This is a genomic window from Vibrio sp. 10N.222.52.C3, from assembly GCF_041474195.1.
Classification (GTDB): Bacteria; Pseudomonadota; Gammaproteobacteria; order Enterobacterales; family Vibrionaceae; genus Vibrio; species Vibrio crassostreae_C.
Genome location: NZ_JBFRTQ010000026.1, coordinates 39,842 through 63,337, shown reverse-complemented (window position 1 = coordinate 63,337; position 23,496 = coordinate 39,842). Strand labels below are relative to the sequence as shown.

18 protein-coding genes and 1 pseudogene are annotated in these 23,496 nt (G+C 45.4%); 7 read left to right on the top strand and 12 right to left on the bottom strand.

What is annotated here, in order from left to right:
- Nucleotides 1-639 precede the first annotated feature (639 nt).
- On the top strand, nt 640-1,761 hold the full coding sequence (locus tag AB4517_RS04110; protein ID WP_372147930.1) for a hypothetical protein: 1,122 nt from the start codon (nt 640-642) through the stop codon (nt 1,759-1,761).
- Between the two features lie 13 nt (nt 1,762-1,774).
- Here the strand turns inward: AB4517_RS04110 and AB4517_RS04105 are convergent, their stop codons facing one another.
- The 5 genes and pseudogenes from AB4517_RS04105 to AB4517_RS04085 all read right to left on the bottom strand — a co-directional run.
- Nucleotides 1,775-2,350: a recombinase family protein gene (locus tag AB4517_RS04105; protein WP_274876534.1), complete on the bottom strand. Its 576-nt coding sequence runs from the start codon at nt 2,348-2,350 to the stop codon at nt 1,775-1,777.
- Between the two features lie 188 nt (nt 2,351-2,538).
- Entirely contained in the window at nt 2,539-3,003 is a 465-nt protein-coding gene (locus AB4517_RS04100; RefSeq protein ID WP_289887898.1) for a hypothetical protein, read from the bottom strand.
- Between the two features lie 5 nt (nt 3,004-3,008).
- Nucleotides 3,009-4,031: a hypothetical protein gene (locus AB4517_RS04095; protein WP_372147929.1), complete on the bottom strand. Its 1,023-nt coding sequence runs from the start codon at nt 4,029-4,031 to the stop codon at nt 3,009-3,011.
- Nucleotides 4,032-4,135: 104 nt separating this feature from the next.
- Nucleotides 4,136-5,782 (bottom strand): recombinase family protein, encoded by a 1,647-nt coding sequence (locus tag AB4517_RS04090; RefSeq protein ID WP_372147928.1) that lies wholly within the window; start codon nt 5,780-5,782, stop codon nt 4,136-4,138.
- Nucleotides 5,783-5,866: 84 nt separating this feature from the next.
- Nucleotides 5,867-6,511 (bottom strand): annotated as a pseudogene (locus AB4517_RS04085) (magnesium chelatase domain-containing protein); the annotation flags it as partial.
- Nucleotides 6,512-6,983: 472 nt separating this feature from the next.
- Between AB4517_RS04085 and ilvG the strand changes: the two are divergent.
- From ilvG to ilvA, 5 genes are read left to right on the top strand one after another with little or no spacing between them, the layout of a single operon-like run.
- Nucleotides 6,984-8,630: an acetolactate synthase 2 catalytic subunit gene (gene ilvG, locus AB4517_RS04080; protein WP_017058784.1), complete on the top strand. Its 1,647-nt coding sequence runs from the start codon at nt 6,984-6,986 to the stop codon at nt 8,628-8,630.
- 1 nt (nt 8,631) lies between these two features.
- On the top strand, nt 8,632-8,916 hold the full coding sequence (ilvM, locus tag AB4517_RS04075; RefSeq protein ID WP_017055442.1) for an acetolactate synthase 2 small subunit: 285 nt from the start codon (nt 8,632-8,634) through the stop codon (nt 8,914-8,916).
- Between the two features lie 12 nt (nt 8,917-8,928).
- Nucleotides 8,929-9,897 carry a branched-chain amino acid transaminase gene (locus tag AB4517_RS04070; RefSeq protein WP_065584154.1) on the top strand — a complete coding sequence of 323 codons (969 nt, stop codon included), beginning with the start codon at nt 8,929-8,931 and terminating at the stop codon, nt 9,895-9,897.
- 33 nt (nt 9,898-9,930) lie between these two features.
- The gene (ilvD, locus tag AB4517_RS04065; protein WP_048610861.1) at nt 9,931-11,772 is read left to right on the top strand and encodes a dihydroxy-acid dehydratase; all 1,842 of its coding nucleotides are present in this window, start codon (nt 9,931-9,933) and stop codon (nt 11,770-11,772) included.
- Nucleotides 11,773-11,774: 2 nt separating this feature from the next.
- Nucleotides 11,775-13,319, top strand: a complete 1,545-nt coding sequence (gene ilvA, locus AB4517_RS04060) for a threonine ammonia-lyase, biosynthetic (RefSeq protein WP_372147927.1) — start codon at nt 11,775-11,777, stop codon at nt 13,317-13,319.
- A gap of 97 nt (nt 13,320-13,416) precedes the next feature.
- Here the strand turns inward: ilvA and punR are convergent, their stop codons facing one another.
- Nucleotides 13,417-14,331, bottom strand: coding sequence for a DNA-binding transcriptional activator PunR (punR, locus tag AB4517_RS04055; protein WP_136974240.1), 915 nt, complete (start codon nt 14,329-14,331; stop codon nt 13,417-13,419).
- A gap of 163 nt (nt 14,332-14,494) precedes the next feature.
- Between punR and punC the strand changes: the two genes are divergently transcribed.
- A complete protein-coding gene (punC, locus tag AB4517_RS04050; RefSeq protein ID WP_017063021.1) occupies nt 14,495-15,706 on the top strand; it encodes a purine nucleoside transporter PunC in 1,212 nt (403 codons plus the stop codon).
- 71 nt (nt 15,707-15,777) lie between these two features.
- On the opposite strand, the gene AB4517_RS04045 is transcribed toward punC, so the two are convergent.
- The 6 genes from AB4517_RS04045 to atpA all read right to left on the bottom strand — a co-directional run bounded on the left by AB4517_RS04045 (nt 15,778) and on the right by atpA (nt 23,494).
- A complete protein-coding gene (locus AB4517_RS04045) occupies nt 15,778-17,397 on the bottom strand; it encodes a sensor domain-containing diguanylate cyclase (RefSeq protein WP_102429019.1) in 1,620 nt (539 codons plus the stop codon).
- A gap of 220 nt (nt 17,398-17,617) precedes the next feature.
- On the bottom strand, nt 17,618-18,976 hold the full coding sequence (glmU, locus tag AB4517_RS04040) for a bifunctional UDP-N-acetylglucosamine diphosphorylase/glucosamine-1-phosphate N-acetyltransferase GlmU (RefSeq protein WP_136982680.1): 1,359 nt from the start codon (nt 18,974-18,976) through the stop codon (nt 17,618-17,620).
- Nucleotides 18,977-19,158: 182 nt separating this feature from the next.
- Nucleotides 19,159-19,581: a F0F1 ATP synthase subunit epsilon gene (locus AB4517_RS04035; protein ID WP_017058791.1), complete on the bottom strand. Its 423-nt coding sequence runs from the start codon at nt 19,579-19,581 to the stop codon at nt 19,159-19,161.
- Between the two features lie 18 nt (nt 19,582-19,599).
- On the bottom strand, nt 19,600-21,003 hold the full coding sequence (atpD, locus tag AB4517_RS04030; RefSeq protein ID WP_017058792.1) for a F0F1 ATP synthase subunit beta: 1,404 nt from the start codon (nt 21,001-21,003) through the stop codon (nt 19,600-19,602).
- A 34-nt stretch (nt 21,004-21,037) separates the two neighbouring features.
- Entirely contained in the window at nt 21,038-21,904 is an 867-nt protein-coding gene (gene atpG / locus AB4517_RS04025) for a F0F1 ATP synthase subunit gamma (RefSeq protein WP_017058793.1), read from the bottom strand.
- Between the two features lie 48 nt (nt 21,905-21,952).
- The gene (atpA, locus tag AB4517_RS04020; RefSeq protein WP_102321083.1) at nt 21,953-23,494 is read right to left on the bottom strand and encodes a F0F1 ATP synthase subunit alpha; all 1,542 of its coding nucleotides are present in this window, start codon (nt 23,492-23,494) and stop codon (nt 21,953-21,955) included.
- Between the last annotated feature and the right edge of the window lie 2 nt (nt 23,495-23,496).

Below are 23,496 nucleotides of genomic sequence, written 5' to 3'. Positions count from 1 at the left end.
TAGATTTCTTGCATCCACCGGTTTATAAGGGCTCACGGGTGACTACTATAAGAAAACAAAGAACTAAATCACTTTTTCGAGACAACCATCATGTTTAGAGCACTTATCAAGCATAGACTCGCCTAAATCCCCATAGTTTTTCATCACCTTTATTGAGATACCCAAACCTATACCCTAATGGCTTTAAGTACGGTCTAAGAACGACCCGAACCCGAGATGGTGAGTAACCTCTAGGAATTTCCTTGTCATTTAGAACCTGCTTTCCTATCGAAGAAATCAGCTCCAAGTATTTAACACCTAACTCATCATAATCAGGGTCGAGTTGTTGCTTAACATCAATTAACGTCCTTTTTGGTAAATTTATAAACATTTATTCTTCCATTACGGTATGAGAAACCGGACGTTAGAGAAGTAGTCATGCACTTACAAGACATAATAGAACTAGTGGCGCTATTAGAACTACTATAAGGACGAAGCCAAATCACATGCTTGGGACTGGGATTACCCGCATCACTATATAACGCCCTCACATGGGGAAATGACAAACTCACTTTGCTATAGATAGAACAATAAGTGATCAATCATTCTTTCTGAGGTAATCTATATTCATCGAATTGAACATGATGTTATAGAGGCTAAATGCAAGAGAAAGTAAATGGCTGGCTAGATACTGCTGAACGTTTTCTAAATCTAATCAGACCCAAGGCTTACAACACTATCGCTAAGGCTGTTGTTCTTACTGGTATAGGTCTAATAGTCGAATCACAGGTTAACTTTCTTCATGCTGTAGTAGTGGCACTATTCGAAGAGTACATAGGCAAGTCAGAGATTCTTCGTTCTGTTCTTAATGCTTCTAGTGATCCCACAGTGGGCGTCTTACTCGTCATTACAGGTATGCTGTATCACGTAGCTGTAACCCTTGGTAATGAGTTTATTGAAACCAAGAAAGCTGAGCTTCCAAAGTACCCCGCTCTCAGTTGCTTTCTGCTTAATGGTGACAAGGAAAAGCTAGATTCAGAGTTCACTATACGTGGTCAATTAGTCTCTCTTCCAGATAGGGATAGTATTCCCGATCAAGAAGAACCGAAATTTGATGAATCTATCCTTGGTCATCACGCTTCCATTTACCGGACGATGCAGGCAATCCAAAGCTCTCACTTTGGTGATCAACTAAATAGTGGCTTATATCGAGATCGAGCTGATGTACTGAGAGAATGGGCAGGGGCTGAAATTCTTTATCTAACCATCTCGAATGATAGTCGTATCTTAGCTAGTGGGGTTTCTGTGGAGCTCACCATCCCACGCCACAAAGAGTTATCAATCAAAGTACCCGATAATAAGTATCCTCCAGAACCTAAGGCAGAAAGAGAATACAATGATAGGTTCTCACACATAGTGCCTAACTTTCACAACGTATCAAGACCGGATTTAAGAGTGTCATCAGATGCTAAGAACTATTACATCAAGTGGAAAGTAAATCGTCTTCAAGCACAAACAGAGTTAGAAGCGGATGAGTATGTATTGGTGAAGACCGATAAGCCTATTGATATGCAATGCACTATCTTTTGTGATGAGTTACCAGAACCAACCAAAACAACATTTAAAGCAAACCCGCCTCAGAGTACAGCTATCGTCTCTATAGATGAGCTATCAGATGAATCATGCTATGCGGCTTTACGTGACAAACTGATTATGGACGGGTACGTCCCAAGGGTGTTTGAAGAAATGATGAAAGAGTATGAAATGAAAGAAGCTAGGTAACCCTAGCTTTCTCTTACTTATTCCAATGACGCTTAACTGTTGCTATACCGATACTTAGATCTTTAGCAGTAGCGCTTTGAGATAACCCCTCTGCTTTGCATCGTTGTACATTTTCAGTAGTGCCTTTTGCTGCTGGTCTACCTAGCTTCTTACCTTCAGCTTTCGCTCTATTAAGCCCTTCTTGAGTACGCTCTCTAATACGGTTTCTTTCGAACTCTGCGAAAGCTGAGAACATTTGCAGCATAAGCTTACCTTCAGCACTACTTAGATCTGATACAGGTAAGTCTAGAGAGACTACTTTGATTTGCTTAGCTGTTAGTTGTTCTATTGTCTGCTGTACATCGATGTTGTCACGACCTAAGCGGTCTAGCTTAAGAACAACCAATGTATCTCCGGCTTCTAGCTTATGCTCTATTAGAGTTTTGAACTCTTTACGTTCCATTGCCCTAACACTGCCTGATACCGTCTCAGAAATTACTCTGCTTTCTTGAATGTCATATCCTGCATTGCGTATAGCTAGAATTTGGTTATCAGTTGTTTGCTCTACAGTAGAAACTCGGCAATAAGCGAAAATGCGACCAGTAGTCATTGTGTATCTCAATATCAGTATCAAAAACGTAGCATCATAATACTGATAGTATCATTTAGTGTCAACGCTACTTTTATGATACTAGTGGTAGTACAGTTCATCTAGTATCGTTTAACGAGTGTTTTTTGATACTAGAGTAAAGGGGGATATTGCAGATATGAAAAAGGCCGGATAAACCGACCTCTTTTCTAGGATTCTTCGCTGTGTTTCGCTTTTGCAACTTTATCCATGATAATCAAAGTCACCACACCAAGTTGCAAGATATTGTTAGTGACTGACATCATCATAAGCTTGAATGCAAAGCCTACTGCTTGAGATGTAAAAACAAACAAGCTACACCCAAAAGTAACGAATAAGCACGCAAACGTTACTTTGAATAGAGTGAAGAAAATATCTGAGTACCCGTCTTGAATCCAACGCTTAAAGAAACGGTACTTTTGAAGAGAAAACAAGAATGCAGCTATCGCAGCAAGGAAGCCCATCATAGTAAAGCTAAAGCCAGCTACTACTGTTGCAAGGGTTCTTACTTCTTTAAAGCCAACCGACCAATTAGCGTAATGCTTAATTCCAAGGTATGCGAAACCAATAGCTACACCAATCAACGGTGTTAACCATATAAGCTTCTTAACCCTTGCAATCTCTGTATTAGTCATGACTTTTAAGCCTTCTCTGCCTCTACTATGGAAGCCACATTGTCATCATTGTCGGCTTCTTTGTTTAGAACAACTTCGCTCTTCTTAGCGGCGAACGGTTTTACCTCTTTATACTGGTCAAGTAAAGGAACGCTTTTCTCTTTATATCGATTGTTCGATACATAGTCTCTAAAGAGAAGTGCTAGCAGCTCGTTTTGGTCGAACTTTTCACTGATCTGATCGGGCAATTTTCTTCGCTTCGCTTTTGGATTCAATGAGTCTACTAGATTATTCTCATTGTCTAACCAATGATCCATTAACTGACCTTTCAGCTCATCATGCTTTGCTTTAGCACCAATCTGCGTGATGCCATCACTGCTCTGACTATTACCAGTAGTATCGTGTCTATGCACAATCTTCCTGAAAACATCACGCATATTAGATCCACTAGGCTCAATCGTGATACGCAAGTTACCAAGACTGCCAGACTCTGAACCAGTTAGCTTTTTACATAGGTATCGACTGATATCCCTATCCGCAGCTACATCGATATAGATGCTGTTAACCACTTCCATCTCTAGCAAGTCTGTTTTACTACTAGTAGTTGTAAGAGCGCTCAAGCCCACTTCATATTTGTTCAGACCAACCTTTTTAAACATCTCATTGATGTAATCAGCTAAGTCATCAAATCTTGGGCAGCTCATGCCGCTCGCACATGCTATCACTTGTCGTTCAGGGCAAATGTAGACGTAAGAGGCAAACGCTACTTTCTCGTTTGCAGCTAGGTTATCTGAAATTTCACCTACTGTGATGTTCTGCTCATTAACTCGCTTGATGATATCGTCATCGCTAGTACGAACAAAATAGTATAGATTCTTTTGTGCTGCGACCTTGGTTAGATACAGTTTTTCATCACCACGCTTGAAGCTACTTTTAAGCTCTATATTGTTTGCGCTAACAAATGCATCAATAATAGGTTTGATGTTGTATAGAAAGGTTTCTTGAGAATCAAACTCACGCAAATAATAGCCAAAATAGCGTAGCTTCATCAGTGTTCCCTTTGTGCGGTATTTATAAGTGTTTGGATTACTTTACCTTATAGTAGTATGAGTTTGAATGATATTAGCCAAGTTTCACTTCATTTTATGATTGCTCACAAAGTATTGGCCATAGTTTTTACCATGTAAGTAGCAGGCAGAAACTCTCTCTTATCCCATGACGGCTTCACAGTGTAGCTTTTCTGTTTTTGGTCAAACCGCAAATCTATAGTCCGGTTCTCATCGACTCTGATAGTGACTATCTTGGATAAAGCATCAAACTCTATCTTCTCGATACACTGCACTAACTGAGAGTTTATCTTTGCTCTCAATGTGACATTTGTTCTATCTGCTGCTTCTACTTTCAGCTTCTTGAGCGTGCTTCTTAGCTCTTTCCAGACATTGTTAGACTTCGGAGTAAGCTCTATCTCATCTAACTGCTTCTCAAGCTCTCTATAACGCTGTTCAAGCTCTTTCTGCTCTGCTTCTCTTTGTTCTAATTTATTGAGCAACGCCTTACTTCCAGTACTTGAATCAAGCAAATCAACCAAGCGCACTATAGAAGCTTCAGCCGTTTTTAAATTCCGAGATACGTTAGATAACTGCTCTTTGATGTGTGCTGATTCTTCTTCATGGTTGGCCGTCTGCAACCTTAAATTCAAAATTGCCGCGACACCTAATATCGCATCTTCAATTACCGGATAACGCATTGAAGCATACTTACAACTAACGCCATCATGATGCGCACCTTGGCGTGCTCTGCTACAAACTAGATACTGACCACCTTTACTTCCACTACCTTTATTTAGGTAATGCATTGTCGCACCGCAGTTCTTACAAACAACTAACCCCGTAAACAGGTTATTAATAGCATTCTTTCGGGTCCCACTGGATTTGCCATGACGGCGTTCAATAGCCAGGCTAGCTCTTTTAAAGGTATCTATATCAATAGCGGCAGGGTAATAACTTTGTATTGGCTCACCATCCTCTACTCGCTTGCCATTCTCCGATTTAAATGGTTGATACTCACCTAGAACGGTTCTAGCTCTTAATATCTTCTTTATATAGGTAGTGTGCCAACCAGTTTTAGAACGCCCCCATGGCTTTATCCCCTCTTTATTAAGCTGCTTATGAATCGCGATAGCTCCGAGACCATCAATAGTCATCTGAAAGATGCGCTTAAGCAGTTCAACTCTATCAGGCATCAGCTCATATCCGTTGTCAGTAAGCGTTATCCAATGAGGCATGTTATAGCCAGTAGGCTTTAGATTTTCTCTTGCTTGCTTTCGCTTCTCTGCGTGAGCTGCTTTTAAACGCTTAGATTTAGTAAGAGACTCTTCATGCGCTCGCATCATAAAGACAAGAGACAACATCAAGTCTTCAATGCGATCTAATGATTCAGTCGTGTATGTGCGACTGTCTTGCAAAGTAACAATGCTAATACCTAGCTCTAGCAATTCCATGAACCGGCGAAGAGCTATAGATATCTTTTCCCTACTAAGCCTATCCATAGACTCTACAAGTAAATACGAGCCTCTAGGGATAGTCCCGTCTTTAACAGCACCAATGAATTCACCCAAAGCTCCATCTTTAAAATGAGTCCCGTGATATGCAGACTTACCAAGATCTCTAAGGGTTAAGTCGGCTAAGCTGAGCCCACGCTTGTCACAGTAGTCTTTGGCTAAAGCCGTCTGTCTTCGAAACGAGTCACCCTTTGCCTGTTCTAATGAACTAAACCTAATGTAGCTGTAAGCAAGATTCACAAGCCAACCTCTTTCAAAAAAATTTGCTGCACTCTAGGAGTTTCAGTCTGCGTATTCAAGGAGGGGTTATTCCAGACACTCTAACAATAAGTTATGATTCCCAGCAGCGGCTATCTCTAGAGCTCGCTTGCCTTGTTGTTGGCCGATAATATCTTGTAGGTCGCGAAGCACTGAAACATCAGCCTGATGATGTTCCGTTCTATATAGCCCAAGCTGAGCCTGTCCACACATGTCAGCACAAACCTCCAACAAGGTTTGTGCAGATTTATGCGCTCCCTTGCCCACCAGCGCAGCCTGATCACCGTTATGATGTGGGACAACTAAGCATCGCTCTACACTGTCGGCGGCTAACGTCGCAGGCAAAACGCCCTTTACCGAGCGAAGTTCTCCTGACAATGCCAACTCACCGATAAATTCATGTTGAGCTATTTTTGATGTCGGAAGCTGATCTGACGCCACCAAAATCCCAAGCGCGATGGGCAGGTCAAAACGGCCACCTTCTTTGGGCAAATCGGCTGGGGCGAGATTAACCGTGATTCTTTTCGATGGAAACTCAAAGCGAGAATTGATGATCGCGCTTCTCACTCGATCTTTAGATTCCTTGACCGTTGTTTCAGGTAGACCCACCAGCGTGAAGCCAGGCATTCCGTTGCTTATATGCACCTCAACGGTCACTTCTGGCGCCTCTACACCCACACTAGCTCGGCTATGAATTATCGCGAGTCCCATAACTTTCCTTTGTCTTTGATTTAAAAGTATTCGCTCTGGATATTCGTTGCTCACCAAAGCGATAAGGTTGTTATATAGCTTGGTGGAATGGTATTTTAATGTGAAAAAAGAATGACATTTCCCTTGTCATGCGGCAGATTTGTGTGATAACACTAGAGATGTAGACATTTACTGAAGACAATAAACGAGAAAACTCGAATATTATGATTTTTAACGCTCGCATTTACGCACTGATTAACCTGATTATCGTAGTCATTATTAAGACTGCGCGGGGGCGAGTGGGAAGAAAGTAACCACGAATTAGAAAAAACCCCCGCACTGACAAGTCCGGGGGTTTTTTCTAATTTAAACATTCGATTTTTATATTTTTGAGCATTTTCGGCTTTGCCGATTTACAGGAAGAATGGGAGCACAAGATGTGCAGAGACAAAGGAAACAGTTACCAAAATAAAGGTAATACGGGAGAATTCCGATGAAAGGCGCAGAACTAGTCGTATCCGCACTCAAGCAACAAGGAATTGAGACCGTATTTGGTTACCCCGGTGGTGCCATCATGCCAATCTACGATGCACTCTATGACGGCGGGGTTGAACATATCCTATGTCGCCATGAGCAAGGCGCCGCTATGGCCGCGATCGGCATGGCTAGAGCAACACAAGATGTCGCTGTTTGTATGGCAACCTCGGGACCAGGTGCAACCAACCTAGTCACTGGCCTTGCTGATGCCTTTATGGATTCAATCCCATTGGTTGCTATCACAGGTCAGGTTGCAAGTTCCCACATTGGTACCGATGCATTCCAAGAAATGGATGTGATTGGTATGTCTCTGTCATGTACTAAACACAGCTACCTAGTAACTGATATTGAAGAGCTAGCTCCAACCCTCGCTGAAGCGTTTGTGGTAGCAAAGTCTGGCCGCCCTGGCCCGGTTATCGTCGATATCGCTAAAGACGTTCAACTAGCAGAAGCACCTGTTAACGCTCTTCCTGAATTTACTCCACCCGCAATTCCTGTTGCGACAACTGATGCCATTGAACAGGCACAGTACTTTTTGTCTCAAGCGACCCGTCCTGTTTTATACGTAGGTGGTGGTGTTCAACTTGCTAAAGCAACCGATGCGGTTCGTGAGTTTTTACGCCTAAACCCAATGCCAGCAGTAAGCACACTGAAAGGCTTGGGCACTATCGAACGTGACGACCCACACTACCTTGGCATGCTGGGTATGCACGGCACTAAAGCCGCTAACCTTGTGGTTCAAGAGAGTGACCTGTTGATTGTTGTCGGTGCTCGTTTTGATGACCGAGTAACTGGCAAACTCGATACCTTTGCGCCGCATGCTAAGGTTATCCATATCGATATCGATGCCGCTGAGTTCAGCAAACTGCGTCTTGCCAATGCGCCAATTCGCGGTGACATCAACAAGATCATGCCTCAACTAGAGCTAAGCCAAGACATCTCCTCTTGGGTTCATCACTCTGAAGGTCTTCGTAGCTCATTCAAATGGCGTTACGACCACCCTGGTGATCTGATTTTTGCTCCACTGCTGTTGAAGCAACTGTCAGACATGATGCCAGCAAGCTCTATCGTATCGACTGATGTGGGCCAACACCAAATGTGGGCAGCTCAGCACATTCAGCCTCGCGATCCACAGAACTTCATTACCTCTGCCGGTTTAGGCACCATGGGCTTTGGCTTGCCAGCTGCAATGGGTGCTTCGGTTGGGCGTCCTGATGACCAATCTATTCTAATCTCTGGTGATGGCTCGTTCATGATGAACGTGCAAGAGCTTGGCACACTGAAACGCCGCCAAATCCCAGTGAAGATGGTGCTTCTAAACAACTCTCGCTTGGGTATGGTTCGCCAATGGCAATCGTTGTTCTTCGATGGCCGCCACAGTGAAACCATCCTAGATGACAACCCAGACTTCGTGATGCTAGCGAAAGCCTTCGATATCCCGGGTAAAACCATCACGCGCAAAGAAGAAGTAGAGCCAGCACTGAAAGAGATGCTAGAAAGCAAAACCGCTTACCTACTTCATGTTCTTATTGATGAAGAAGAGAACGTATGGCCACTAGTACCGCCAGGTGCTTCAAACAGTGAGATGTTGGAGAACACATAACATGAAAAGATACCTATTAGACATCAAAGCCGATGATAAGCCTGTACTACTAGAGCGTGTTCTTCGTGTTATCCGCCACCGTGGCTTTATTGTTAAGCAAGTCGCGGGCACTCAAAACCACGAAAGTAAAGTGGCGAGTGTAGAGATCATTGTAGACAGTGACCGTCCAATCTCTTTTTTGGTCAATCAAATCGAAAAGCTGTGGGATGTGCGTACCGTTGACGTTATCTCGATCAGCCGTAATGAACTGCCAAACAACAACTTACAACAAAAGATAAACGCATAAGGAACCGCAAACATGACAGCTAAAACAGCAGACTATATTTGGTTTAACGGTGAGATGGTTCCTTGGGCAGAGGCGAACGTTCACGTCCTGACTCACGCAATGCACTACGGTACTTCTGTGTTTGAAGGTGTTCGTTGTTACAACACACCAAAAGGGCCGGTTATCTTCCGTCACCCTGAACATGCTAAGCGCCTAAAAGACTCAGCAAAAATCTATCGCTTCCCTATTCCTTACACTGAGGAAGAAATTATGGAAGCGACTCGCGAAACGCTACGCCAAAATAAGCTAGAGTCAGCGTACATCCGCCCTCTAGGTTTCGTAGGTAACGTTGGTTTGGGTGTCTGCCCGCCAGAAAATACTGAGATGGAACTGATCATCGCTGCTTTCCCTTGGGGGTCTTACCTAGGCGAAGAAGCACTAGAAAACGGCGTTGATGCAATGATTTCTAGCTGGAACCGTGCCGCTCCAAACACGATCCCAACCGCAGCAAAAGCCGGTGGTAACTACCTATCTTCACTATTAGTTGGTGGCGAAGCTCGCCGTCATGGTTACGATGAAGGCATCGCACTGAGTGTTGATGGTTACCTTTCTGAAGGGGCTGGTGAGAACATCTTTGTGGTACGTAACGGCGTGCTATCCACACCACCAGCGACCAGTGCGATTCTGCCGGGTATCACGCGTGATTCGATCATGACACTAGCAAAAGACATGGGTTATGAGATCCGTGAAGAGAACATTGCTCGTGAAGCGCTATACCTTGCTGATGAAGTATTCATGACAGGCACAGCGGCGGAAATCGTTCCGGTTCGTAGCGTAGACAAAATTACAGTAGGTGAAGGCAAACGCGGTCCTATCACTGAAAAAGTTCAAGCGGCTTACTTTGGTCTATTCAATGGCACCACTGAAGATAAGTGGGGCTGGTTAGACTACGTTTATCCAGCAGGCCAAACTTCAGAAAACCAAACGCAAACAACTAAGTAAGCAACAGCCAAATATTTTATAAGGATTTAAGCAATGCCAATCTATCGTTCAGCAACGACTACCCACGGACGCAACATGGCTGGTGCGCGCGCTTTATGGCGTGCAACTGGCGTTAAAGATGATGACTTCGGTAAGCCAATCATCGCAGTTGTAAACTCGTTCACTCAATTCGTACCAGGCCACGTTCACCTTAAAGATATGGGTCAACTGGTTGCGGGTGAAATCGAGAAAGCGGGCGGTATCGCTAAAGAATTCAACACCATCGCAGTCGATGATGGTATCGCAATGGGCCACGGCGGCATGCTGTACTCACTGCCATCACGTGAGCTTATCGCGGATTCAGTAGAATACATGGTCAATGCACACTGTGCGGATGCGATGGTGTGTATCTCTAACTGTGACAAAATCACTCCGGGAATGATGATGGCAGCAATGCGCCTTAACATCCCAGTGATCTTTGTATCAGGCGGCCCAATGGAAGCGGGTAAAACTAAGCTTTCCGATCAAATCATCAAGCTAGACCTTGTTGACGCAATGATCCAAGGTGCCGATCCAACCATTTCTGATGAGCAAAGTGAGCAAGTAGAGCGTTCTGCATGTCCGACATGTGGTTCATGTTCAGGTATGTTCACAGCGAACTCAATGAACTGTCTAACAGAAGCGCTTGGTCTATCTCAGCCAGGTAACGGTTCTATGCTAGCAACCCACGCAGACCGTGAAGAGCTATTCATCAATGCTGGTAAGCGCATCGTTGACCTAACCAAGCGTTACTACGAGCAAGATGACGAATCAGCACTGCCTCGTAACATCGCAAACCGCGCAGCCTTTGATAATGCTATGGCGCTAGATATCGCGATGGGGGGTTCAAGTAACACAGTACTTCACCTTTTAGCGGCAGCTCAAGAAGGTGAAATTGACTTTGATATGGGTGATATCGACGAGATGTCTCGCCGCGTTCCACACCTATGTAAGGTTGCGCCTTCAACACCTAAATACCACATGGAAGACGTTCACCGTGCTGGTGGCGTAATGGCTATCCTAGGTGAGCTTGATCGTGCTGGCCTACTGAACAACCAAACTCGCACCGTTCTTGGTCTAAGCATGCAAGAGCAACTTGCTCAATACGACATCATGCAGACAGAAGACGAAGCCGTGCTTAAATTCTTCCGCGCAGGCCCTGCTGGTATCCGTACTACCAAAGCTTTCTCACAAGATTGTCGTTGGGATCGCCTGGATGATGACCGCGTCGATGGTTGTATCCGTACCAAAGAGAACGCATTCAGCCAAGAAGGTGGCCTAGCGGTACTTTCAGGTAACATCGCGGTTGATGGTTGTATCGTTAAGACCGCGGGTGTTGATGAAGAAAACCTTAAATTCCAAGGCCCTGCAATCGTATTCGAAAGCCAAGATACGGCAGTAGACGGCATCTTAGCGGGTAAAGTAAAAGCAGGCGAAGTGGTTGTTATCCGTTACGAAGGTCCTAAAGGTGGTCCGGGCATGCAAGAAATGCTCTACCCAACTACCTACCTAAAATCTATGGGTCTAGGTAAGTCTTGTGCTCTATTAACAGATGGTCGTTTCTCGGGTGGTACATCAGGTTTGTCTATCGGTCACGCTTCTCCAGAAGCAGCAAGTGGCGGTGTGATTGGTCTAGTAAACACTGGCGATATCATCACTATCGACATCCCTAGCCGCTCAATCACACTTGATGTGCCTGAAGCAGAACTTGAAGCACGTCGCGTTAAACAAGATGCACTAGGCTGGAAACCAGAAAACCGCCAGCGTGAAGTGTCTTTCGCACTGAAGGCTTACGCAAGCATGGCGACTAGTGCCGACAAAGGCGCAGTACGTGATAAGTCTAAACTTGAGGGCTAACTATGAGTGATGACACCTCCAGTCCCCAGAAACAAACTGGCGCAGATTACCTGCGTCAGATCCTGAGAGCGCCGGTTTACGAAGCGGCAATCGTAACACCTCTACAGGATATGCCGCGTTTAAGCGCGCGCATTGGTAATCAGGTTCAGCTTAAGCGAGAAGACCGTCAGCCGGTGCACTCGTTCAAGCTACGCGGCGCCTACAACATGGTATCAAGCCTTTCTGAGCAACAGAAAGCCGCAGGTGTAATTGCAGCATCGGCAGGTAACCATGCTCAAGGTATGGCGCTGTCCGGTTCTAAGCTTGGTATTCAAACCACGATTGTGATGCCGAAAACCACACCAGACATCAAGGTTGATGCGGTACGTGGCTTTGGCGGTAACGTGGTTCTGCACGGCAGCAACTTTGATGAAGCTAAAGCAGAGGCTGAACGTCTTTCAGCTGAACACGGCTATACCTTTGTTCCTCCATTCGATCACCCGTTGGTGATTGCAGGACAAGGCACGATGGGTATGGAGATGCTGCAGCAGAATGGTCATATGGATTACATCTTTGTGCCGGTTGGTGGTGGTGGCTTAGCTGCGGGTGTTGCTGTATTAGTAAAACAGCTGATGCCAGAGATTAAAGTCATTGCAGTAGAACCAGAAGATTCGTCTTGCTTAAAAGCGGCCCTCGATGCCGGTGAACCTGTGGTACTGGATCAGGTCAGTATGTTTGCTGATGGTGTTGCGGTTAAACGCATTGGTGAAGAGACATTCCGTCTTTGCCAACAGTACATTGACGGTCACATTGCAGTCTCTAGCGATGAGATATGCTCTGCGGTGAAAGACATCTTTGAAGACACTCGTGCGATTGCTGAACCTTCAGGAGCGCTTGCTCTGGCTGGTTTGAAAAAGTTTGCTGAACAGAACCAACTGCAAGACAAGCAATTAGCAACGGTATTGTCTGGTGCTAACACCAACTTCCACGGTCTGCGTTATGTCTCTGAACGTTGTGAACTAGGTGAGAAGCGAGAAGGTCTACTTGCGGTTACGATTCCAGAGCGACAAGGAGCATTCCTAGAGTTCTGTAATATTATTGGTGGTCGAGCGGTAACTGAGTTTAACTACCGCCACAACGACGAAAGCCTAGCGAATATCTTCGTTGGTGTACGCCTACAAGGTGGTCAAGAAGAACTCGAACACATCATCAATGACTTACGTGAGGGCGGCTACCCGGTTGTCGATCTCTCTGATGATGAGATGGCAAAACTACACATTCGCTACATGATTGGCGGTAAACCATCGAAGCCACTGAAAGAACGCCTATACAGCTTTGAGTTCCCAGAGTACCCAGGTGCATTGATTAAATTCCTTGATACCTTAGGGACACACTGGAATATCAGCCTATTCAATTACCGTAACCACGGTGCCGACTACGGCCGTGTATTGTGTGGCTTTGAACTTGATGACGATGATTTGGCTCAGTTCTCAACACATCTACGAGAGCTTGGCTATCAGTGTAAAGATGAAACCGATAACCCTTCCTACAAGTTCTTCTTGTCATAAGAGTTAACGACCGAATCAAAAAGAGCGAGTATTTACTCGCTCTTTTTATTGGTGCTGATTCAACTCAAACTTGAAAAGGATCTTCTCGCTAAGATCATTAGACCGCCTTGCGATGATCCAACCAATCTTGGTGAAGTTGTTCACTCGATCCTAGGTATTTCACCATCCACTCGATCAACTTATGGTTATCGTCTTTTCGCCACACCAAACAACAATGACTCTGCGGACTCGGTTCAGGCAGTATTTTTTCCACCAGTAAGCCTTGTTCGATAATTGGCGCGGCAATGTGCCTCGGCATATAACCCACCCCTACTCCATTTTTAAGGCATTCAATTGCGCTATACCAATTGGGTAACAACAGGCGTCTTTGACTTGAGTAGTGGCCTGTGTGTCGCTTAGGGAGCACACTGGAGGTATCATCCAAGCAGATGGCTGGATATTGGCTCACGAACTCTTCGTTGAGGTTCTGTTCGCGCACACACGGGTGACTTGGCGACATTACAAATGCCCAATCTAATTGCCCCATGTCTTTGACTTCAAAATCGCCACCAACTGGCACAGCTGAGGTGGCGCCAATCACGATATCCGCCCTGCCCTGTGCAATCGCTTCCCATGAGCCGTTGAAAACCTCCATGTTGATCTGAAGTTCGGCAAACTCAAAGGTTTGATAGAACTCTTCAATCATCGGCTTCATCTTGTCGAGCTTCACCACATTATCGAGCGTCAGACGCAAGGTTTTCTTCCAACCTCGAGCTGCTCGACGAGTCTGGGCACTGACCTCTTCCATTTGCCTCAGTAGTGCACGCGCCTCTTCAATGAACAGTTCACCTGCCGGAGTGAGCTCAACCTTTCTCGGTAAACGCCTGAAAAGCAGCACATCCAGTTCTTGTTCGACCTGTCTGACACCATAACTGATCGCCGAGGGCACTTTGTGCAACTGCTCAGCCGCCGCGGTAAAACTGCCCAAGCGCGCTACCGTATCGAGCATTTCTAAAGAGGATTTAGAGAACATAAGCCTTCAAATTTTTTGATTGATAACCACATATTTTAGCGTTTTATTTTATCAGGTCTGAAAAATAGAATGTCAGCATAAATAAACAGGGGCTTTCACTTCTGTATATCAAACAATTTTTTTGATGATAAAAACATCATTACCTTTAGCTTAATGGCATCTTATGAATATTTCTAAATTTCAATTGGTCTACCTTGCAGTTCTTTCAATGCTTGGCTTTATTGCGACCGATATGTACCTTCCTGCATTTAAGGCAATGGAAGTTGATTTCGCAACCGGCCCAGAGCAGATTGCCCTGTCTTTAACGGTATTCCTTGGCGGTATGGCAATGGGTCAGCTTCTTTGGGGTCTGGCGAGTGACAAGTATGGTCACCGTAATACGCTGGCGGTTGGTCTTGTTATCTTTACCGCAGCTTCATTCGGCTTAGCATTCAGCACCGAGGTATGGCATCTACTGACACTGCGCTTCATTCAAGCGATCGGCGTATGTGCTCCTGCGGTAATCTGGCAAGCAATGGTTATCAAGCGTTACTCACAAAGCAGTAGCCAACAAATTTTTGCAACCATCATGCCTTTGGTTGCGCTATCTCCTGCATTAGCACCTCAGCTAGGTGTGTTACTGGCGGATAGCTTTGGCTGGCACAGCATCTTCATCACATTAACCTTGATGGGTGCACTGCTAGTGGCGACAACAATGGCTCAACCAAAAGAAGCGCCTGAAGTAAAACAGACATCGATTAAGACAGACATCAAGATGTTGCTTAAATCAAAGCCTTACATGGGTAATGTCTTAATGTTTGCTTCAGCATCTGCAGCGTTCTTCGCTTACCTAACGGGTATGCCAGAGATCATGGCTCAACTAGGTTATGAAGCAAAAGACATCGGTTTGAGCTTTATCCCACAAACAATCGCGTTCATGGCGGGTGGTTACTTCGGTAAGCAAGCAGTGAAGAAATATGGCGATGGCGTTGTACTAAGAAACCTTATCGGTTTGTTCAGTGTAGCGGCGATGCTTATCTTTATCGCATCACAGTGGGAACTGACGTCAATCTGGCCTCTACTTGCGCCTTTCTGTTTGATTGCTGTCGCAAACGGCGCACTTTACCCAATCGTAGTAAACCGTGCTCTATCAAGCGCTAAACAAAGCCCAGCAACAGCTGCTGGTCTACAAAACAGCCTGCAAATCAGTATCAGTGGCCTATCAAGTGCATTGGTCGCGGCAATGGCTAGCCAAGCACTAAGCGCGACGGGTATTGCCGTTGTGATCTGTTTGGGTGCGTTGTGGGTTGGCTATATTGTTTCGAACAAAGAGCTTTCTGAACACTTCGCGACACCTGACAACTCTCGAGTAGTCGCTGACGAGAAACAAGACTAGTTTCTAAGTTAACGAAAACAAAAAAGAGCGAGATTACTCGCTCTTTTTTTATATCTAAATTTTACTTCTACTTATTTTGCAGCAACTTCACCATCGACTACTTCTAACGCTGGCGCTTTATGGCGGCTATATTCATCATAGTTAACCACTCGGCTGCGGCCCATATCTTTCGCCATGTACAAAGCATTATCGGCCATCTTAACCAGAGACTCGGTATCAGACGCTGGCTTAGGATAAGTGGCGACACCTATCGAAACACCCAACTGACCTAATGACAGACCTTTATGCTCAAGGTGCATTGAACGCACCGTATCACATAAGGTTTGACCAAACTCCGTCGCTTCTTGCATTGAATAATGTGGAAGCAGTACCGCTAACTCCTCACCACCGAGTCGGCAAGCAATCTCGTCTTCGCTAACACTCTGTTTGAGCAGTGCGCTGATCTCTTTCAATACGAAGTCACCTGCATCATGACCAAAGTTGTCATTGAAGCGTTTGAAGTGATCCAAATCGAGCATCAATAGCGATAATGGCTGCTCGCTGGTGGGCGAATTCATTGAGTGCTCTTCCAGTTTTTGTTCGAAGAAACGACGGTTGAATAAGCCAGTCAGCGGATCGCTCAATGCTTGAGAACGCAGTTTCTCTTGCAAGCTGAGGTTGGCTAAAGCGAGCCCCAAGTGTTCAGAAACACTAAAAGCCAACTGTTCGATAATCGGATCAATCTTGATATCACCTTGACCAAAATAGAGGTGCATAATGCCAATGGTATTGCCGTGCGCCGTCAGCGGAATACACAAGGTTTGATTGTTGTCCATTTCATGCATGTGACCACAAGTAAGAGAATGAAAATCGTTATTCGATAGATGAGCACGCCCTTTGCGCAGCGACCAGCACTCTTCCGGAGCAAAGCTGACACTGCCTGGCCATGTTTCTCCCCAATCAAGCTGAGTGATCAACTGGTTACGAGATGCACGCATCAAAGAAACACTGCCATTCACCTGACCAAGAATACGCGGCAAGATATCTGAAACGATCTGCTGCGCCTCAACCATGTTGCTGCACGCGGCCAGCATAGTCGCAAGGCGATGCATCAGCTCAATTTCATGGGTTCTTTGGCGAATCCGTTCATCTTGCTTCTTTTGCTCCTCTTCCACTCGCTGAACGATTTGGCGATTGCTCACGTAAGAGGTGCCAATCAAGAAGCTTAAACTCAGCACGACCATGCCCACCAGTATTCCCATTAATTGGAAGTTCATCTGTTTCAATTGATGCATTGGCGAGGAGATCACGACAACGAAATCTTGTCCGTTAACGCTCTCTTTCATTGAATAATAGATTCGGTCGATGGAGGTCACGGTACTAAAACGGACATCACTGCCAATACCTTGTTGAAGCGCTTGTTGGAATTCGGGGCGGTTAGCGTGGTTTTCCACTCTCGCCAATGCATGCTCAGATAAGTCCGTATCCCCTATCACTACCCCATCGGTATTGATCACTTGAATTCGAAGGCGAGTATTGGCTTGGGTTAACCCTCCAATGTAGTGATCAACATCCACGCCAGCCGTAAATAACTCACTGTCTTCACGAATTTCATAGATAACATCGGACATCAAAGAGACAAGATGATCACGCTCATTCTCAACAACCAGCTTTTCCAACGTTACATAAAAGCCATAGAGACCTATTAACATTGAAAAAGACAAAATAATGATCGGCAATGTTTGCCATTTCTTTTCAACCAATATCACCGTACATCAACCCATTTATACCGAACTACTGCCCGAATATTAACAATCTATTAAAAAAATACAATTGCCAAATTGATTATTTTGTTAGCAGTGAGTGACCGATACAAAAAAGCCAGTAGCGATGCTACTGGCTTTCGTAAGAATATCTTTTGAACGTTAGAGATTATTTCTTAGTTGGACGTTTCCAATCAGCAATCTTACGCTCTTTCGCACGGCTGATAACCAGCTCATTTTCAGAAACATCGCGTGTTACGGTAGAGCCAGCTCCAACGGTAGCACCATTACCAATCGTAACAGGCGCGATTAATTGGCTGTCTGAACCAACGAATACGTCGTCGCCAATGATGGTCTTAAACTTATTCGCACCATCATAATTACAAGTAATTGCACCCGCCCCTACGTTTACACGCTGACCAATTTCAGCATCGCCCAAGTACGTTAGGTGATTCGCTTTAGAACCTTCACCAAGGCGAGTGTTCTTCACTTCAACAAAGTTACCAACGTGCGAATCGTTACGCATGTCTGCACCAGGGCGTAGGCGAGTAAATGGACCAACGGTACAGTCTTCCCCCACCGTTGCCCCTTCAATAACGCTGTATGGACGAACGATGGTGTTGTCGTCAATCTCACAGTCTTTCAGTACACATCCCGTACCAATAACCACATTATCACCAATGCTGACACTGCCTTCAATGATAACGTTAGTATCAATCTCAACGTCCATACCGCACTGCAGATCACCGCGTAGATCAAAGCGGCTAGGGTCGCGTAGCATCACGCCTTGCTTCAATAGCTTATCGGCTTGCGTAGCTTGGTAAGCGCGCTCTAGGCGAGCCAGTTGCGAACGATCGTTAACGCCTTCCACTTCAATTGGGCTTACTGGGTGTACCGCTTCAACTGCACGACCTTCGTCATGAGCCGCAGCGATAACGTCAGTCAGGTAATATTCACCCTGTGCGTTGTCGTTGCTTAGACCTGACAACCAGCGCTTCAGATCGCCACCAGTCGCCACCATAACGCCGGTATTGATCTCTTTGATAAGCTTCTGCTCATCCGTTGCATCTTTCTGTTCAACGATAGCCACAACAGGACCATTACGACGAATAATACGTCCGTAGCCCATCGGGTTGTCTAACACGACAGTAAGTAGCGCGATGCCACCGTTTGGTTGAGCGTCTAATAGGTTTTCAATGGTTTCAGGTGAGATTAGTGGAACATCACCGTAGAGCACCAATACTTTTTCATCATCAGCGAAATGTGCAGATGCTTGATCCACAGCGTGACCTGTGCCGAGCTGTTCAGCTTGCAGTGCCCAGTTTACAGATTCTTCAGCTAAGGTAGCCTTCATCTGATCACCACCGTGGCCGTAAACCAGGTTGATGTTTTGAGCGCCTAGACCATTACATGTATCGATAACATGCTTCACCATTGGCTTACCCGCAAGTGTGTGCAGAACCTTTGGTGTGTTTGAATACATGCGAGTGCCTTTGCCCGCCGCGAGAATTACCGCGCTAAACTTCATTGTAAACCTATCCAACGTTATTTTTATTAAGCCGATATTGTAACCGTTTTTGGGCAAAAAATTAAATCGCAATAACCATTTAACCAGTAGTGATACGTAAAAGAAGCATTTTTGAGAATCTAAAAATGCAAAAAGGCGACCCTTAGGTCGCCTTTATCTCAGAGTCTGTAATCTTAAAAAGATTAACGACGCTGTTTTGTCAGTTCGATAACTCGTAACTGAGCAATGGCTTTAGCCAGTTCACCGGCCGCTTGTGCGAAGTCTATGTCGCCATGCTGATTTTGGATATTCTCCACAGCCTTGCGCTTAGCTTCTTCCGCCTTTGCTGCGTCTAGCTCTTCACCACGGATAGCTGTATCAGCCAGTACAGTTGCTGTACCAGGCTGAACTTCTACCATACCACCAGAAACATAAATGATTTCTTCGTGGCCGTGCTGCTTAACAATACGCACCATGCCAGGCTTGATAGCGGTCAGCAGTGGACAGTGACCATGGAAAATACCAAGTTCACCCTCACTACCGGTCACCTGAAACGTCTCAACAAGGCCTGAGAAAATTTGTTTCTCTGCACTTACAACGTCTAGGTGAAAGGTTATTGCTGCCATATCGCCTCCTAGTTAGCCTTATAGCTTCTTAGCATTCTCGATAGCTTCGTCAATTGCACCACAGTACATGAACGCTTGCTCTGGAATGTCATCGTATTCACCAGATAGAAGACCTTGGAAGCCACGTAGAGTCTCTTTAAGAGGTACGTAAATGCCTGGGTCACCTGTAAATACTTCCGCTACGTGGTAAGGCTGAGTTAGGAACTTCTCAATCTTACGAGCACGAGATACAACTTGCTTATCTTCTTCAGATAGCTCGTCCATACCTAGGATAGCAATGATATCTTTCAGCTCTTTATAGCGCTGAAGAGTAGACTGAACGCCACGAGCGATGTCGTAGTGCTCTTGTCCAACTACCAATGGATCCAGTTGACGTGAAGTAGAATCTAGCGGGTCGATCGCAGGGTATAGACCCATAGATGCGATGTTACGGTTAAGTACAACCGTTGCATCCAAGTGAGCGAACGTTGTTGCTGGAGACGGGTCAGTCAAGTCATCCGCAGGTACGTATACCGCCTGTACAGACGTGATAGAACCAGCTTTAGTTGACGTGATACGCTCTTGTAGAACACCCATTTCTTCAGCCAGTGTAGGTTGGTAACCTACCGCAGAAGGCATACGACCTAGAAGTGCTGATACTTCAGTACCTGCTAGTGTGTAACGGTAGATGTTATCAACGAACAGTAGAACGTCACGACCTTCGTCACGGAAGCGCTCTGCCATTGTTAGGCCAGTCAGGGCAACACGTAGACGGTTACCTGGTGGCTCGTTCATCTGACCGTAAACCATCGCTACTTTTGATTCTTCAGGTTTTTCGATGTTTACAACACCTGCTTCCTGCATCTCAAAGTAGAAATCGTTACCTTCACGAGTACGCTCACCTACACCTGCAAATACAGATAGGCCTGAGTGTTGAAGTGCGATGTTGTTGATAAGTTCCATCATGTTAACGGTCTTACCTACACCAGCACCACCGAATAGACCGATTTTACCACCCTTAGCGAATGGACAAATCAAGTCGATTACTTTAACACCAGTTTCTAGAAGAGCTGTCTCGTTAGACTGCTCTTCGTAGCTTGGAGCTTCACGGTGAATGGCGTAATGCTCTTCAGCACCAATCTCGCCACACTCATCAATCGCGTCACCTAGGACATTCATGATACGACCCAATGTCTTAGTACCTACTGGTACTGAGATTGGAGCGCCAGTATTTTCAACTGTCAAACCACGACGTAAACCATCAGAGCTACCCATTACGATTGCGCGAACTACGCCACCGCCAAGTTGTTGCTGAACTTCAAGAACTAGACGTTCTTGTACTTCATTAACATTCAGAGCGTCGTATACACGAGGTACTTCACCCTGTGGGAACTCTACGTCGACTACCGCACCGATGATCTGTACGATCTTACCTGTAGCCATCGTTAATCCTCTAACTATTTAGTTTTACCTAAGCTTAAACCGCAGCTGCGCCTGAAACGATCTCAGAAAGTTCTTGTGTAATTGCCGCTTGACGCGCTTTGTTGTACACAAGTTCTAAGTCATCAATAATGTCACCAGCGTTATCTGTTGCTGATTTCATAGCAATCATTCGAGCCGCTTGCTCACAAGCAAGGTTCTCGACCACACCTTGATATACTTGAGATTCGACGTAGCGAACCAGTAGTGCATCTAGTAGTGGTTTTGGCTCAGGCTCATAAATGTAGTCCCAAGCATGATCGCGTTTCATGTCTTCGCTGTCTGATTTAGGCAAAGGAAGTAATTGATCGATCGTTGGTTCTTGTACCATAGTGTTTTCAAACTTGTTGAACACTACGAACAGGCGATCCAATTCGCCTTCATCATATTTCTTCAGCATAACGCTTACAGAGCCAATCAAGTCTTCAAGGCTTGGGCGATCGCCCAGACCAGAAACTTGAGCTGCTACTTTCGCGCCGCTGTTGTTGAAAAATGCTGTCGCTTTTGAACCTACAATTGCAAGTTCAACGTCAGCACCTTTCTCAGACCAATCTTTCATGTCGTTCATGGCTTTTTTGAACAAGTTAATGTTCAAACCACCACAAAGACCACGGTCTGTAGAAACGATGATGTAACCAACACGTTTGGCTTCACGTTCCTCAAGATAAGGATGCTTATACTCGAGGCTACCATTAGCCAAATGACCGATCACTTTACGCATTGTTTCTGCATATGGACGAGTAGCTTCCATTGCGTCTTGAGAACGACGCATTTTTGAAGCTGCTACCATTTCCATTGCTTTCGTAATCTTCTGTGTGCTTTTAACACTACCGATTTTATTACGTATCTCTTTTGCGCCGGCCATCGTTACTCTCCGTTAATGGTATGAGGTGGCCCTAAGACCACCTACCAATTACCAGGTCTGGGTTGCCTTGAAATCGTCAACAAGCTTCTTCAGCTCAGCTTCGATTTCTTTATTGAAAGCACCCGTTGTGTCGATCTGTGTTGCTAGATCGGCATATTGACCACGAGCAAACGACAGTAAAGCAGCTTCAAAGTCTAGAACTTTAGAAAGTTCAACGTCTTGAAGGTATCCACGCTCTGCAGCGAAGATTACTAGAGCTTGGTCAAATACAGACATAGGAGCGTATTGCTTCTGCTTCATCAGTTCTGTAACTTTTTGACCATGGTCTAGCTGCTTCTTAGTCGCTTCATCAAGATCCGAAGAGAACTGAGCAAATGCTGCAAGTTCACGGTATTGAGCTAGAGCAGTACGGATACCGCCAGATAGCTTCTTGATGATTTTAGTCTGCGCCGAACCACCTACACGAGAAACTGAGATACCAGGGTCAACAGCTGGACGTACGCCCGCGTTGAATAGCTCAGTTTGTAGGAAGATCTGACCATCGGTAATCGAGATTACGTTCGTCGGTACGAATGCAGATACGTCACCAGCTTGCGTTTCGATGATAGGAAGAGCAGTTAAAGAACCCGTCTTGCCTTTCACTTCGCCTTTAGTGAATTCTTCTACGTAGTGTTCGCTTACACGAGCAGCACGCTCTAGTAGACGAGAGTGAAGGTAGAAAACATCACCAGGGAACGCTTCACGACCTGGTGGACGCTTAAGCAGTAGTGAGATCTGACGGTAAGCGACAGCTTGCTTAGATAGATCATCATAAACAATCAGTGCATCTTCACCGCGATCACGGAAGTATTCACCCATCGCACAACCAGCATACGGTGCAAGGTATTGCAGCGCTGCAGATTCAGAAGCCGATGCAACAACAACAACAGTGTTTGCTAGTGCGCCGTGCTCTTCTAGTTTGCGAACTACGTTAGCGATAGTCGACGCTTTTTGGCCGATTGCAACGTAGATAGAGAAAATACCAGAATTTTTTTGGTTAATAATCGCATCGATCGCCATCGCTGTTTTACCAGTCTGACGGTCACCGATAATAAGTTCACGCTGACCACGACCGATAGGGATCATTGAGTCAACTGACTTGTAACCAGTTTGAACAGGTTGATCTACCGATTTACGGTCGATTACACCTGGTGCGATAATTTCTACAGGCGAAGTCAATTTCGCATCAATAGGACCTTTACCATCAATTGGCTCACCTAGCGTGTTTACCACACGACCAAGCATTTCAGGACCTACTGGTACTTCGAGAATACGACCCGTACCTGTAACTTTCATGCCTTCCTGTAGGTCAGCATATGGGCCCATTACAACAGCACCAACCGAATCACGGTTCAAGTTAAGTGCTAGCGCGTAACGGCCACCCGGTAGTTCAATCATTTCACCTTGCATCACGTCCGCTAGGCCGTGAATGCTAAGGATGCCATCGCTTACCGAAACGATAGTACCTTCATTGCGAGCTTCACTAACAACGTCGAAAGATTCAATACGTTGTTTAATTAGATCGCTAATTTCAGTGGAATTAAGTTGCATGC

Bases quoted from the DNA above. Each gene is read 5' to 3' on its own strand.
- ilvA (WP_372147927.1), top strand. From the start codon at position 11,775: ATGAGTGATGACACCTCCAGTCCCCAGAAACAAACTGGCGCAGATTAC.
- punR (WP_136974240.1), bottom strand. From the start codon at position 14,331: ATGTTCTCTAAATCCTCTTTAGAAATGCTCGATACGGTAGCGCGCTTG.
- AB4517_RS04105 (WP_274876534.1), bottom strand. From the start codon at position 2,350: ATGACTACTGGTCGCATTTTCGCTTATTGCCGAGTTTCTACTGTAGAG.
- AB4517_RS04035 (WP_017058791.1), bottom strand. From the start codon at position 19,581: ATGGCAGCAATAACCTTTCACCTAGACGTTGTAAGTGCAGAGAAACAA.
- ilvG (WP_017058784.1), top strand. From the start codon at position 6,984: ATGAAAGGCGCAGAACTAGTCGTATCCGCACTCAAGCAACAAGGAATT.
- atpA (WP_102321083.1), bottom strand. From the start codon at position 23,494: ATGCAACTTAATTCCACTGAAATTAGCGATCTAATTAAACAACGTATT.
- AB4517_RS04070 (WP_065584154.1), top strand. From the start codon at position 8,929: ATGACAGCTAAAACAGCAGACTATATTTGGTTTAACGGTGAGATGGTT.
- glmU (WP_136982680.1), bottom strand. From the start codon at position 18,976: ATGAAGTTTAGCGCGGTAATTCTCGCGGCGGGCAAAGGCACTCGCATG.
- atpD (WP_017058792.1), bottom strand. From the start codon at position 21,003: ATGGCTACAGGTAAGATCGTACAGATCATCGGTGCGGTAGTCGACGTA.
- ilvM (WP_017055442.1), top strand. From the start codon at position 8,632: ATGAAAAGATACCTATTAGACATCAAAGCCGATGATAAGCCTGTACTA.
- AB4517_RS04045 (WP_102429019.1), bottom strand. From the start codon at position 17,397: ATGTTAATAGGTCTCTATGGCTTTTATGTAACGTTGGAAAAGCTGGTT.
- AB4517_RS04095 (WP_372147929.1), bottom strand. From the start codon at position 4,031: ATGAAGCTACGCTATTTTGGCTATTATTTGCGTGAGTTTGATTCTCAA.
- ilvD (WP_048610861.1), top strand. From the start codon at position 9,931: ATGCCAATCTATCGTTCAGCAACGACTACCCACGGACGCAACATGGCT.
- AB4517_RS04100 (WP_289887898.1), bottom strand. From the start codon at position 3,003: ATGACTAATACAGAGATTGCAAGGGTTAAGAAGCTTATATGGTTAACA.
- atpG (WP_017058793.1), bottom strand. From the start codon at position 21,904: ATGGCCGGCGCAAAAGAGATACGTAATAAAATCGGTAGTGTTAAAAGC.
- punC (WP_017063021.1), top strand. From the start codon at position 14,495: ATGAATATTTCTAAATTTCAATTGGTCTACCTTGCAGTTCTTTCAATG.
- AB4517_RS04110 (WP_372147930.1), top strand. From the start codon at position 640: ATGCAAGAGAAAGTAAATGGCTGGCTAGATACTGCTGAACGTTTTCTA.